Below are 12916 nucleotides of genomic sequence, written 5' to 3'. Positions count from 1 at the left end.
TCCAGCGGCGCCCACCACGGCATGTCAGCCGCGCCCTGGTGGGGTGGAACGGCCGAACAGGGCGTCGAAGGAGAAGGAGAGCGTGCTGGCGGCATTGCCGGAGGGTCCGGTGGTCGTCGAAGCGGTCGGAGGACCCTCAACGATCGTGGCGATCACTGCATCCCAGCAGGAGCGGCACCAGCAGCCCTCTTCCTGCTGGTGTTCCCCGCCGGCACGATCCGCGGCTTCCCTTACGCGCTTGGCCAGCGCCTCGAACTTCGCCTGCCACTCGGATGCCGACGCCTGCAGTTCCGCGCTGAGGCGACGCGCATGGTCGGCCTCGCTCTCGGCACGCTGCTTGGCACGGATCATCGGCCAGTTCGGACCTCCGCCGTACGACATCGCAGTCCTCTCCCGTTCTTCGCCCTTGACGCTTGTGTTCCTGTAACGGCTCGTCGCCCTGGTGCGCAACGCCGTCGTGCGGCAGACGGGGGACACCGAGACCGGTGCAGGGCAGTGCCAGCCGGTGTGACCATCCAGCCTGCGGCGTACTGTCCAGCCGGGAAGCTGCGTGAGGCGTTGTCAGCCGGCAATTCCGGAAGGGTGGCAGCGGCGGGCCTTGCGGCCTGATCCGCAGGGGCAGGGCGCGTTCTTGGCCACACTGCGCCCGGGTCCCTGCGGTGCGGAAGGACCGGGGCGGCGGACCATGTCTTGGCCACGGGCCCGCCAGTGCTGTAGCGCGGTGGGAAACTGGCCGGCGCGCTCGAGTACCCAGGGGCCGATGGCACGGTATGCCTCGTCGCTGGAACCGTCGGAGAACTCGCGGATTTCCTGCTCGGTGCCCTTCAGCATCAGTGCGGCGACGGCCGGGTAGCTCTTGCCGCGGTACGGGGTAAATCCCTGTACCTCGAAGATGTCCTTGGCGAAGGCGGCTCCCGCCGCCAGCGCCGCACCGGCCACCTCGCCTCCCTCATCCAGCCGGTTGAACAGCCGGATGAGCTCGCCTTCCGGATCGCTGACCGGCAGTTCTTTCTCCCGTTCCAGAGCATCGGCGAACCGCCCGCGGATTTCGTCCGGGACGCGGTAGGAGAACTCGTCCGTCTGGCCCCGGTGCTCGAAGTGCAGGGTGTAGATGCCGGGCTGCAGCTGCGACTCGTGAGCGGCTACCGCACTGGTGGACTCGAAGCCCGCGAACCGCACCACGGGATCGCGCACCGTTCCCTTGCGTATCTCGTCCCCCAGACGCGAGTGAGGGGAGAACAGGTAGGGGCACACTTGCGCCGCATACAGGGCGCACACCTCGTGCACCGGAGCCTCCCCGCTGATGACGGCAGTCGGCAACGGTCCGTCGCGCAAGACCATCTGCCAGCGCAACTCGCCCGCGAAGGGCATGCCGCACACCGCACACCAGTCGAACGTGGCCAGCGCCAGCTTCCGCCGCTCGCTGATGGCCCCGAAGTCCACCTCCTCCGGACTGCGTTCCACCGTCGCAATCACCGGGTATCCCCGGCGGTCGACCTCGAGATGCCTCATCCTGCGGGGCAACGCAACCGTCCCCTGCGGCGTGTGACTCACCCTCGTCCCCCTCACACTCAGCCCGATTCACGCTCAGGCCCTGCGACAAGAAGCCATCCTGCACGGCAAACCGGCAGACGTCTCACAAAGAGACGATGTTCGAACCCTGCACCTGGCCCGAGCCGCCCCTGCCTGCACCTGACGGACCACGACCGACGTGCCGCCGCCCGGAATAGGCAGTGGAAGCAAGGCAGCGCCTGCTGCCCGCTGCCCGCTGCGCAGCTGGCCCGTGTATCTACCGGCTGCAGTAGACGGTGAAGTCGCCGGCGCTGGTGTCCCGGACGAACTTCTCCGCGCCCGCGAGCAGCAGGAGCTGCTCGTCGGTGGCCTTACCGGCCTGAAGGCCGGGCTGGGCGATGACCGTGTGGAAGCGGGGTCGCAGCAGGCGAGCCTGATCACGGATGGCGAACAGCTCCTTGGACCCCCCGACCTCGTAGGGCGAGACACCGCCGGTGCGCCGGGCGTACTTGACGGCCCGGCCGTGCAGATGGTCCAGGAGGGGCAGGGCGTTGCCACGGCGCCATTTGGCGCCGCGCATGGCTTGGCCGCACACCTCTCGTACAGGTCCTTGAGTCGTTTGCCGGGATCGGGCTTGGAGGAGTACTTGCAGTGCACGAGCGTCACATCCAGGTAGCGGCCGTCGACCTTGAGGCCGACGAGGTCGGCCGCCTCCCCCTTGCCGTCGTCGTCGATGAGGACGTCGAAGGATCCGGTGGCCTGCAGGTGGGCCGACATGTAGTACTGGATGGAGTCCGTCAGGCGCTGTGGTTTCTGCGACTCCTTGCTGAGGTCCACACCCAGCCAGTCCAGCGGTGTGAGCAGGGAAGGGTCGTAGGGGCGGCGCGCGTATCGCGGGGCGATGAGTTTGCCTTCGTCGTCGATGAGGCGGTCGCCCTCCAGGAACAGGTCGGGCTTGTGGGCGTTGAGCCATTCCTCGAGCGGCTGCGGCTGGGCGGTCGGCCCACTGGCGATGATGACGGCGTCCTGCTCGCGCGGTCGGTAGACCAGGCCTTTGGTGTCCCAGTCGGCCTGGTAGGCCACCCTCCAGGCGGGGGTGGTCAGGGAGAACAGGAACGGGCCGGTGGGGGAGTGGTCGTCGACCTCGAAGTCCACCTCGGTCAGCAGGTAGCCGCGGTTGTCGTAGGTGAGGGTGTACCGGTCACGGGAGCCGAGGTAGACCTGCCAGGGCCACTCGACGCCCAGCAGCGCGTACGGGGGCCGTGCGGTGATGTCCTCGGGGATGATGAACCCGTCGACGATCTGTTCCAGGTTGATGGTGCTGTCCAGCAGCTTGGTGCCCTGCTGGTCGCACCAGTCGGTCCACGCCTTCAGACTCGGGGCGGTGGTGGGGGACCAGAACCGGCCCGAGGCCGCGGCACTGACCGAGACGCTGTCGCCGTCGTCGAATCCGGATGCGGCGATGTGGGTCTGGCTCTTGTGCTCCTGGGCGGTGTCGAAGCCCTGCGAGACGTCGCTGCCGACGTGCAGGGAAAAACGCGTGAAGTAGTCCCGCGCGTCCTTGAGCCCGACATTGGTCGGCACCAGCCGCTCCAGACGGGCCAACACCCGGTAGGTGCGCGCCCCGTTGATCAGCTCGCAGCCCTCGCCCAGTACCGCCTCGGCCAGGTCCTTGTAGGTGCTCGACTTCTCCGAGCCGTGGATGTACAGCAGCCGCCGGGTGGTGTCGAAGTAGAGCACGATCAGCTCGTAGACGACCTGTTCCAACTCCTGCGGGGCGCCCCAGCGCACCGGGGTGCGCCGCTCGATGACATACCAGGCGACGGAGGAGTCCTCGCCGCCCAATGCCATCTTGTCGTCCAGGACGCGCTCGTTGTCCTTGCAGAGCGTGAGGGCGGCCTCGGGCCGCCACTGCGTGGTGGCCGCGTGGTAGGCGACCGCGCTCATCTTCGGCTGCAGCACGCTGACCGCCACGTCCTCGGGCGCACCGGTGAAGCTGGTGTCGAAGGCACTGGTCTCCTCCGCGGCCAGGGTGGCGCGGTCGGTGAGGTCGCGCAGCAGAAGATTCCAGTCGGCGTCCTCGCGCAACAGGCGGCGCAGCGGTGAGGCGCCGACGGGCTCCTGCGCGACGAACACGGTGGCCTCACCCAGCCCGCCCGCGGCCCGGGTGAACCGGCCGATGAACTGGATCATGGGGCTCAGGCTCTTGCGGGCCGCGTGCATGGCCGCGATCTTCAGGGCGGGCTCATCGAATCCCTCGCCGAGCATGTCGACGCAGACGATGATGCGGCAGTCGCGCGTCCGCAGCGCCTGCACGGCCGCCTTGCGGCGCGTGACGCCCACGTTCTGGTGGACCACGGTGGGATGGAAGTCGGGCGCAAACTCCCGGTAGAGCACGCCGAGTTCTTCGGCCTTCGGAATGCTCTCGGCCCGAGCCATCAGCAAGTGGTCGTGCCCGGCCGCCAGATCGGCGCGCAACTGGCCCACCGCCAGCTCGGCCAGCTCCCGGTCGACGTCCTCGACACCGAACACCGCCCGGTAGTTGATACGCCTGAAGTACTCCAGCCGCTGGGCCTCCCGCAGCGGAAAACGGAACACAGTGCGGCCGGGCAGTCTGCGGCCGTCCTCCCGAAACGGGGTGGCGGTGAACAACAGCACCGTACGGTCGGAGAAGTCATCGATCACCCGCGCCCATGTGTCCGCGGGAGAGTGATGCGCCTCGTCCACGATCAGATGGGAGAACGAGGACAGCAGCGCCGTCCGTACGTTTCCCACGCTCCTGTTGAGGATCTGCGGGGTGGCGACGACGACATTGCAGGCCGCAACGAACCGCGCCGCTTCGTCAGGGTTCTTGAACCCATGCTCGAGCCGGCCCACCCGCGGCCGCAAGGCGGCGGGAGTCACAATCTGCTCCTGCTGCAGGATGCCGAGCGTCTCGAACTTCCCCGCGATCTGGTCCCGCAGCGCCGCACTGGGAACCAGCACCAGCAGCCGTTGCATCCGCGCGGCCACCAGCAGGGCCAGCATGGTCTCGGTCTTGCCGGTGCCGGTGGGCATGACCACGATGCCCGGATCGGTAAGGCCCGAGGCCCAGTGGCCCATCACCGCGTGCAGGGCGCCGATCTGCGGGCGGCGCAGGCTGCGCGGCTCGTCGTAGGGGCGAAAGCCGATGGCTCCCCGGTACGACTCGACCACCGTCTGCGGTGCGTGTGCCGCCCGGCTGCCCTGCCAGCGCACCTCGCGGCCGGGCTGGCTGGGCAGCTCGGCCGTCAGCCCGTCGCCTTCTTCTCCTGCGGTGCGCATGGCGGGCCAGCGGCCGTAGACGTTGGAGACACGCAGCAGCCCGTCCTCGTCCGTGACCTCCAACTCGCCGCCAGGGACCAGCAGTTGACGGACCTTGTTGCGCTCGAATCTCTCTTCGGCCCACACGGGCTGCGTGTTCAGGTTCATCCGGGGTGCTCTCTGTTGCGGGTCTGCCGACCGCCGCACGGGCCGGGCAGGGGGAGGCTTATGCGAGGGGTGTGGAATCGGCTCACGCAGCCGGGGCGTTCCGGCGGCTCAGCGGCGGTGTCCGCGCTCGGGGGAGCGCGCAGGGACGTTGAGGAAGTCCTCGAACCAGTTGTCCGGATGCAGGGCGGGCGGGACGGGAGAGGGCCCTGTGCCGTCCGCTGCATCGGAGTCGTACTTGCTGTCGTACAGCCACAGCACGTCGTGGTCCTGGAAGAAGAAATCCGAGCAGGCGTCGAAGTCGTAGTCGTCACGGTGCGTGGGCAGCGCCGCATGCGGGTTGTCGTCACCGGCTTCCAGATGGTCCTGCGCCTCGCCGAGGGCGAGGTGCAGGACCATCTCCTCGGCTGCGCAGGTGGGCCGGGGCCATGTGCCGCGCTGGAGGTCGCCTGCCAGATCGTCGCAGGCCCGGGCCAGACCGCGCCGCCACTGCCTGTTCTGGCGCCACGTCACCTGCGGCAGACGGGAGAAGAAGCCCCACGCACCGTCATCGTCCTCGGTGACAGGACGCTCACCCAACTCGGCCGCGTCGTCGTAGGCCGCCTCGGCAAGCTCGCTCAGTGCGCTGAACAGCAGATCGGCCGTGCGCGGCGTGAACGTCCAGTGGCACTTCTGACAGTCCTCCTCCTCGCAGCCGCACGCCGCGGGCAAGGCGTAGAGCGAGGCGAAGTCCGGCTGCGGCTCCTCGGGCACAGCCTCAGCGGCGCCGGGGTTTCGCGGGGGAGCCGCATAGGGGTTGGCGGCCTGCCGGAGCCGCCAGCCGGTACCGAAGTTGATGCGGACGGGTTCGGTCGACCAGTCGGCGACCTCGTCTCCCCGCGCGGACAGCAGCAGGCGGCCTTCCTGCGCATCGGTCAGCCAGTCCATGCCGGGCAGCTCTCCCGTGCTCTCCGCGGCGAACATGACCGCGCCCACCAGGTCGTGCGGATCGTCCTCGCCCAGTTCCTCCTCCGGCATCGGCTCCCAGCCGCCCGCCGCCGCGGCAGCGAGCACCTTGGCCTGGTCGTACACATGGAACTCACGCAACTGCACCACCCGGACCACCGGGCCCGGCAGATCGGCCAGCCGGGCATCCTTCGGCGAACGGGTCGCCGAGACAGGCAACTCAGGCTCGTCCTCCGCCAGCCCATCGAGCGGGTCGTCGGCAGGCCATGAGAACAGCGCAGGAGCGGCGCTGGGCCACATGCCGGCACGAGCACGCTCCAGGGCCTGACGGAAGGACGCGGCCGGCGCATCCGGCAGAGCCGTGGCGATCTTGTGGGCCGTGATCTCCTGCTGCTCGGTGAGGGCCCCGTCGAGGGCGGCGGACGACAGCAGCCGGGCCGCGCGCTGCGCCACGTGGGCATCCCGGCAGGTGAACACGGCCTGCGCGCAGGTGGGCCCGTCCGCATGGGCCAACAGGACAAGGACACGGCTTTTGCTGCTTGCGTGTTCGCACAGGAACGTGCGGGGCACGGCCGAAACCGGTGGGGCTGTCACAGGAGCACTCCAACGACCGCGGCCGGCCCCGGGCCGACCGCACATGACAGGAAAAGCTGCTGGTAGTCGCGGTGCAGCCGCATCTCCGGACAGCGCAAGAATCGAGAAGTGACTGGTGCCGTCGATGCGATCGACAACCCGGGTCCGCCCAAGACCCTAACCGGTCGGCACGTCCGCGTAAGGCGTTTTCCGCAACATTGTCCCCGGCAGACCAGGACAGCGCCCACAGGGTGCCTGCGTCAGGTGCGCTCCGGACGGGCACCGGTCTCTTCATCCTGGGTCGCATCCACGGCGGCTGTCAGACCTGCCCACTACCCTTCCCGAACATGTCTGCATCCTGCCGTCCGGCACGTGAACTGCCTGGCGACCCGGCCCGGTTGCGCCTGGTCCACACGCACGACCATTCCATCGAGCCCTACGACTTCGAGGACACCCTGGAGCGGTGGCGCGTCTCGGTGCGCCTCTTCCACGGCGAGGAAGAGGAGTGCCCCCAGGGGTGCAGCGAAGCCTGCGAGCGGGCCGTCGAGGAGGGCACGGAGATCGGCTACCTGCTCCTGTGCCGGCTGCGGGACTACACCGCGGACAACCGATGGGAGGCCGCCGACTCGGAGTCGGCCGATCTGGAATCCATCGCCTCGACCGTCTTCGACCCCCGGACCGGGCAGTACACGGACGCCTTTGACGAGGCCATCGAATGCCCGGTCGGTGACCTGCTGATCCTCGACCGGGTCTTCCTGGACAGGCCGTGGCGCGGCTTCGGACTCGCTCCCGTCCTGGCGGCAGAGGCGATCCGTCGTCTGTCCGGCGGCTGCTGCGCGGTGGCAGCCGAACCCGGCATGGCCGAATGGCCCGATGACCGGGAGAAGGTGTCCGAGTCCTACCGGCAACAGGCCCGCCGCAAGATCGCTGCGTTGTGGGAGAGCATCGGGTTCACCCACTTCAAGGACGGCGTCTACCTGCTGGATCCCGCCTTGCGGAAGCCCGGCGACCTGCTGGCCCAGCGGCGCAAGGAACTGCTCGAGCTCTCGCAGGCCTACCGTCCACAAGCCGCCTCACTCACGATCGTTACGGAGCCGGAGCCGGAGCCCGCGGCAGTGAGGGGAGCGGCCGTGTCGGACCGGCGGCTGCAGGTCCGGGAGGGCTGGCTGGAGACCATCGGGAGTGTGCGCGCCCAGGACACCCTGCTCTATCTGCAGGGCCGCTGCCGGCAGGCTGGGTGGGACAGCCGCGACAAGCGGACAGCGCTGGCCGTGGCCGCCGACGTGACGAGCGAAACGGATCTGCGAGAGCTGGGCGAGCAGATCCGGGACGTCCACTTCGGGCTGCACAAGGCTTTTGCCGACGCGGTCACCTTCTCCGCCGATTCCTTCGACGTCCGCCCCTTTCGGGAGGACCCCAGCCGGCTGGGGCCGCTGGCCGACGTGTGGGTGTACGGGTCGAACCTGCACGGCCGGTACACGGGCCGCTCCCACGGGGTCGGTGATGCCTGCCAGCACGCGAGGTCACTGGGCCCGCGCCTGGAACGGATCTCCCTCACGCAACTGCTGGAGCTGGAGGACTTCTGGCAATGGAACGGGCCTATGTGCTCGTTCTGCAGCGGCTGGTCGGGACAGCGCCTGACCGAAGAGCAGTACACCCACTACCTGAGCGCCACGGCGGCTCCTCGAACGACCGCCCCCTGAGCGCCCACCGGGCGCGAACAGGCGCCGCTCGACGAAGGGGCGGGTGAGGAGCGGCCCGCGCACGGCAGGCTTTCTGGGAGAAAACAGCAGATGGCCCTGCTGCGGCTGACCTGTTGGCAGCCGCAGCAGCAGCGTGTGTACCGGCGCCTGCCGGCTCCCAACTACGACACCCGCGCCGCGTGCCGGCTCAGCGACGAGCCGGCCGACGGACGCGAGGAGCCGCCGGCCCAGCTGCACTGATCCTGCCGGTCAGGCTGCCTCAAGATCGAGTTGGGCGGGGATGTAGCGGTTGTTGCGGTCCAGGCGGATCTCACGCACCCCGGTCAGTGGCCGGGGCAGGGGATCGTTGACCGCGGCGATGATCTGCATCGGCGTTCCGTCCGTATCCGCGTCGGCGGCCGCGTCGGCGAGCTGCTGCATGAGCCGCTCGGCCATCTGCCCGTCCAGCCCCTGTCCGCCCAGGCCGCTGAGCGGCGAGTCGACCATGAAGAACAGCGGGAGCAGCACCGTCGGCACCGCCCGTGCCAGGTCGCGCAGGGCGAGCATGGTGCAGAGGTTGGCCAGAGTCTGCGGGCCGCCGGCCACCGCCTGGTCGTCGAAGGCCAGCCCGTCCACGTGGGGCAGGAACGTCTCGGGGTCGATGTGGGCGTGGCGCACATCAGGGTTGACCGCCCTGAGCCGGGCCAGGAAGTGGTGCGACCACCGTTCCACCAGCTGCTTGAGCTCTGTGGCGAGCTTCTTCTCCGCCTCCTTCCACATCTGGTGCGCCTGGTCCTTGGCCTCCTGCAGCCGGTCCCGCTCGGCTTCCAGCGCCGCCAGTACCCCGACTTCCTTGATGCGTTCCTGGAGCTGCTCCAGGCGCCCGGCCAGGTGAGCGGCCTCCTTCTCGTGTGTCAGGGCGCCCGCCCGGCACGGGTCGAGGGTGGAACGCGTGAAGTCACCGATCGCCTGCTCGGCCGCCCGCACCGTGTTCCGGGCCGTGTCTTCCGTCTCCTGTGCCCGCGTCAGCTCGGTCTCCAGCCGCCCGCAGGCTTGCCGCGCCGAGGCGAGCGCCCGCTCCGCCTCCGCGAGGAGGGCCGCCTGGTCCGCGAGGCGCTGCGCGTACAGCGCGTCCGGCTGTTTGCACACCCGGCAGTGGTCCTCGGGAAGGCCGTCCGCGCGCAGCACCTGAGTGCACTGCGGGCAGTGCTGGGGCACGGACGCCTGCTGCCGGAGTCCCTCCAGGCGGCCTTCCAAACGGCCCTCATGGCGCTGGGCCTGGCGCAGCCGCTCCTCCACCGCGCCGGTATGGCGGCGCGCCGACTGCTGTGCCGACCTTGCCTGGTCGCGCTGCTTGTCCAGCTCGGCCACGTGCCGCTGATGCCTGCTCAGTTTCCCCTGGGCCTGCTTCGCCCGCTCGGCTGCGGCCGTGTGCTCCTGCTTCCACAGCTGTTCGGTCGCCTCCAGGTCCATCGGGCCGGGCAGCCCGGCATCGCGGCGCGCCGCGAGCATCGCCGCGGCCGACGTCTTCGCCTGTGCGTGGGCCGACTTGGCCTCCTGGAACCGCTGCTGGAGGGCGTCGATGTGCTCGTCGTGCAGGCCCAGCAGCACCCGTCCCGTCAACCGGCGGACCGCGTCGCTTCCTCCACCCAGGTAGGCGGTGGCAATGGTGGACTGCCGCAGTGCCATCCACCGCTCCACCTCGGCCAGTCCGATTCGGCCCCCTCCGCTGCCCAGGATCGGGATCCCCAGCAACTCCATGACGAACTCGCTGGCGCTCTGCTCGCCGCCGCGCCCGCGGGCGACCGGCCGACGGACCTTGCCGACCGCCGGGTCGCTGAGATTCTCGAAGGACACATAGCCGCCGCGGTGCACCGCCGGCCGGGTCGCCTGCCACCGCGTGTCGCCGACACGAAAGACCAGACGGACCTGCGTGCACGACCGCACCGCGTGCATGATCTTCCCGGTGTTCAGCCCCAAGGGATACAGCAGCGACTCGAACCCCGTCGACTTACCGGACCCGGAACAGCCCACGAGCAAGGTCACCACACTGGTGAAGACCTGCTGCACCCAGGAGCCCTGTACCTCGAATTCGTGACGCTCGATAACGAAAGACCGCCGCACAGTTGCACAACTCCCTCCGCTCGGCCCGAACGGCCGAGTGCGGTGGCGCCAACGAACGGCCCTGGCCGCGCGTGACGGGTACCGCCACAGCTCACTCACACGGATGATCATGCGGGGGTAGTCACTCGCCGGTGACCGGCCACGGGGCGCTGAGCTGCGGCCGGCACCTCTGGCTCTGCCGTTGCGGGCTGTCCTACCGCTGCGGCGGGTGCGTCGAGGGGCGTCAACGCGGCGTGGTGCTGGCGGTTGACGCGCCGTCATCACGGTGCAGACGCCCCGGCCCCGCGAACACAGGCAGCGTCCGCCCTTGAAGAGGGCGCTGTCCCGGCGCACGGTGTCGCGCGAATGCTCGACGATCACACGAAGTAGCGAGAATACGGTCACATCCACTGCTCTTCATCCCAGCGCTCGTTGACCGGTCGATACAGACATTCGCCGACTGAACTGGTCAGCGATATCAGACACGGCAGGGGCAGACATGGGACGGACGAAGAAGAACAAGCCGCGCCGAAGGCCGCACCGCCCGCACCCAGGCCGACACGCAGTCACCGCCACGGCTGCGGCACCGATCGCCTGGACGCCGCTGAAGCAGGAGTGCGGCTGCGTAGTCGACTGGGGATGGTCGCGCGACCAAGCCAACCCCTTGGCATTCCGCGACTGGTACGTCAGCCAGCTCAGCACGCCGTGTCCCTGGCACACCCGCCCGGAAGACGGCGCCGACGGCGCCGGCCTGCCCGACGTGCTGACGGTGCGGCCCGAGCCCGGGGTGCGGCTGCACGCCCGCAAGGCCACAGGGGACCGACTGGCGCTCGGCGCCGAACTCGCTGCCCGCCTCGCAGCCATCCTGGACAAGGCACGGCAGGGGGACACCGTGCTGCTCGACGACGCCCCGGCGGGATTCCGCAGCTGGCTGATCGCCAAGACTCCCGACCCGGCCCGGGCATGGCTCGAACACGAACTGACCGACATCATCCTCAACCAGGGCCGCTGCGGCCTGCCGCGGGAACTGCTCGAACGCCTCCCCGAGGTGCTGCTCGCCCCGCCGGCCAGCCCCCAGCCGGACAGCGCGGCCTGCAACGTGTGCTCCTTTTCCGCTGTCCACGGCGGGCTGCTCTGCCTGTGCGGACACGACTGGTCGTGCCACCCCGGAAAGGCCGCGGACGGCGAGCCGTGCTCGCACTGTGCCTGCCCGTCCATGCAACACCTCTGACCCCTCCCGCCCCCACACCACAACGGAGCCACGCCGTGAGCAGCACTGCACCCGCCTGCCCGCCCGTATCAGCACCCAGCACCCCCACCGCCGCCCCCTTCTCGGCCTGGGACCTCATCGAGGAGTCCTCCCGCACCCCCGCGCACCGCAGCCATGAAACCGTGGTCTATCACTCGGCCATCCTGGGAACCGAGGTCGCCCGCACCAGCGTTCTGGCCGTCGTCAACCTTTTGGCAGTCGGGCTGTCTGGGACTCGAGCGGCACAAGCTCTCGGTCGAGACCGCCGGTCCGGACGGCGTAGTCATCAGCGACACCCGGCGGCGCTTCCATCTCGGAGAGGGGCCCTGGGGCCACGCCCACCGGCTCTGTAACCAGCCCCTGTGCCCTGAAAGGCCCACCTGCTACCGGACGCTGTGCGATGCGCACATGATCGCGGGCGGTGGCGAGGCTGTCCGCGAGCAGACCGGCCTGTTCGCAGAGCACCACCGCCAGGAGCGGGACTGGATGCACCATGTCGAAGGCGGTCTCATGACGCAGCTCATGCGGGCCGCGGTCACGGTCGGCCTGCCCGCCGCCGAGCACGCCCAGTACTTCGCTGAAAGGCTCCATCTCGCCGACGCCGACTGCGCCGACGACTGGTACTACGAAGAGAAAGAACCAGAGATCAACGCTGACCAGGAGCGTCTCCAGCGCGCCGTGGCCCCCCGGCCTCGCAGGGCGACCGGTCAGTGAGCGGCGCGGCGTTCCACGGCGGATCGGCCCTCTCGATCCGCTGCAACTGCCCGGAAACCCAGGGGATTTGAAGCTGGAGTTCTCCTGCGAGCCGGACCGCCTGTCGCCCTGGTGGGCGCAGGAGGACGCCCAGTGGTGGAGCGTGAGCGTGCACCACCGGCCGGCGGGTGACGACCCCGAGCCCGCGCTGGGGCGGATCGGCCAGCTGGCACTGGCGCGGCTGGACTGGGGGCAGGAGGATTACACCCTGGGGAGCGTTCACGGCGAGGAATACCATCTCGACAGCCTGGCCGCGCGCCTCTGCGCGGCCTGGGCGAACCCCGACAGCCAGCTCTGTCGACTCGGCCTGAAAGGACACGGCGATCTGCTGGTCCTCCTCAATGTCCAACTGGAGAAGGCATGGAGGGGATTCGGCCTCGGAGCGTACCTGGCCACACAGGCGGTGGAGCTCCTCGGCGCGGGGTGCCGCCTCGCCGCCGCGGATGTCGACAATGAGGACTCGGAGCGTGACCGCCTGGTGCAGGCTGCGGGATTCCACCTGCTCGACCGCGGCCTGGCGGTCCGTGAGCGTGTGGTCCCGTACGACGACGTGCATCGCCGCCAACTGGCCCTGCAACTTGCCCAAGTGTCCCGGCTCGCCCACCCGCAGCGCGGTATCTCGGCAGAAAACCCCTTCTGATCACAGCAATTG

The 12916-nt window shown here is 69.4% G+C and carries 10 protein-coding genes; 5 read left to right on the top strand and 5 right to left on the bottom strand.

Annotation, left to right across the window (positions count from 1 at the left end; all coding sequences use genetic code 11):
• Positions 1-24: 24 nt before the first annotated feature.
• From ACFU53_RS01480 to ACFU53_RS01465, 4 genes are all read right to left on the bottom strand, one after another.
• On the bottom strand, positions 25-381 hold the full coding sequence (locus tag ACFU53_RS01480) for a hypothetical protein (protein ID WP_383984697.1): 357 nt from the start codon (positions 379-381) through the stop codon (positions 25-27).
• A gap of 180 nt (positions 382-561) precedes the next feature.
• Entirely contained in the window at positions 562-1512 is a 951-nt protein-coding gene (locus ACFU53_RS01475; protein WP_383984694.1) for an SEC-C metal-binding domain-containing protein, read from the bottom strand.
• Between the two features lie 75 nt (positions 1513-1587).
• The gene (locus ACFU53_RS01470) at positions 1588-4962 is read right to left on the bottom strand and encodes a DEAD/DEAH box helicase family protein (protein ID WP_383984691.1); all 3375 of its coding nucleotides are present in this window, start codon (positions 4960-4962) and stop codon (positions 1588-1590) included.
• A gap of 108 nt (positions 4963-5070) precedes the next feature.
• Positions 5071-6357, bottom strand: coding sequence for a hypothetical protein (locus ACFU53_RS01465; RefSeq protein WP_383984688.1), 1287 nt, complete (start codon positions 6355-6357; stop codon positions 5071-5073).
• Positions 6358-6824: 467 nt separating this feature from the next.
• On the opposite strand from ACFU53_RS01465, the gene ACFU53_RS01460 reads away from it, so the two are divergent.
• Both ACFU53_RS01460 and ACFU53_RS01455 read left to right on the top strand, forming a co-directional pair.
• A complete protein-coding gene (locus tag ACFU53_RS01460) occupies positions 6825-8180 on the top strand; it encodes a hypothetical protein (RefSeq protein WP_383984685.1) in 1356 nt (451 codons plus the stop codon).
• Positions 8181-8270: 90 nt separating this feature from the next.
• On the top strand, positions 8271-8420 hold the full coding sequence (locus tag ACFU53_RS01455; protein WP_383984682.1) for a hypothetical protein: 150 nt from the start codon (positions 8271-8273) through the stop codon (positions 8418-8420).
• Between the two features lie 9 nt (positions 8421-8429).
• Here the strand turns inward: ACFU53_RS01455 and ACFU53_RS01450 are convergent, their stop codons facing one another.
• Positions 8430-10229 (bottom strand): hypothetical protein, encoded by a 1800-nt coding sequence (locus ACFU53_RS01450; protein WP_383984679.1) that lies wholly within the window; start codon positions 10227-10229, stop codon positions 8430-8432.
• A 532-nt stretch (positions 10230-10761) separates the two neighbouring features.
• Between ACFU53_RS01450 and ACFU53_RS01445 the strand changes: the two genes are divergently transcribed.
• From ACFU53_RS01445 to ACFU53_RS01435, 3 genes are all read left to right on the top strand, one after another.
• Positions 10762-11493, top strand: coding sequence for a hypothetical protein (locus tag ACFU53_RS01445; protein ID WP_383984676.1), 732 nt, complete (start codon positions 10762-10764; stop codon positions 11491-11493).
• Between the two features lie 426 nt (positions 11494-11919).
• The gene (locus ACFU53_RS01440; protein ID WP_383984673.1) at positions 11920-12225 is read left to right on the top strand and encodes a hypothetical protein; all 306 of its coding nucleotides are present in this window, start codon (positions 11920-11922) and stop codon (positions 12223-12225) included.
• Between the two features lie 67 nt (positions 12226-12292).
• Positions 12293-12904: a hypothetical protein gene (locus tag ACFU53_RS01435; protein WP_383984670.1), complete on the top strand. Its 612-nt coding sequence runs from the start codon at positions 12293-12295 to the stop codon at positions 12902-12904.
• The last annotated feature ends 12 nt before the right edge of the window (positions 12905-12916 follow it).

It is taken from the genome of Streptomyces sp. NPDC057474 (assembly GCF_042802555.1).
Lineage (GTDB): Bacteria > Actinomycetota > Actinomycetes > Streptomycetales > Streptomycetaceae > Streptomyces.
This window is presented reverse-complemented; position numbering and strand designations above follow the sequence as displayed.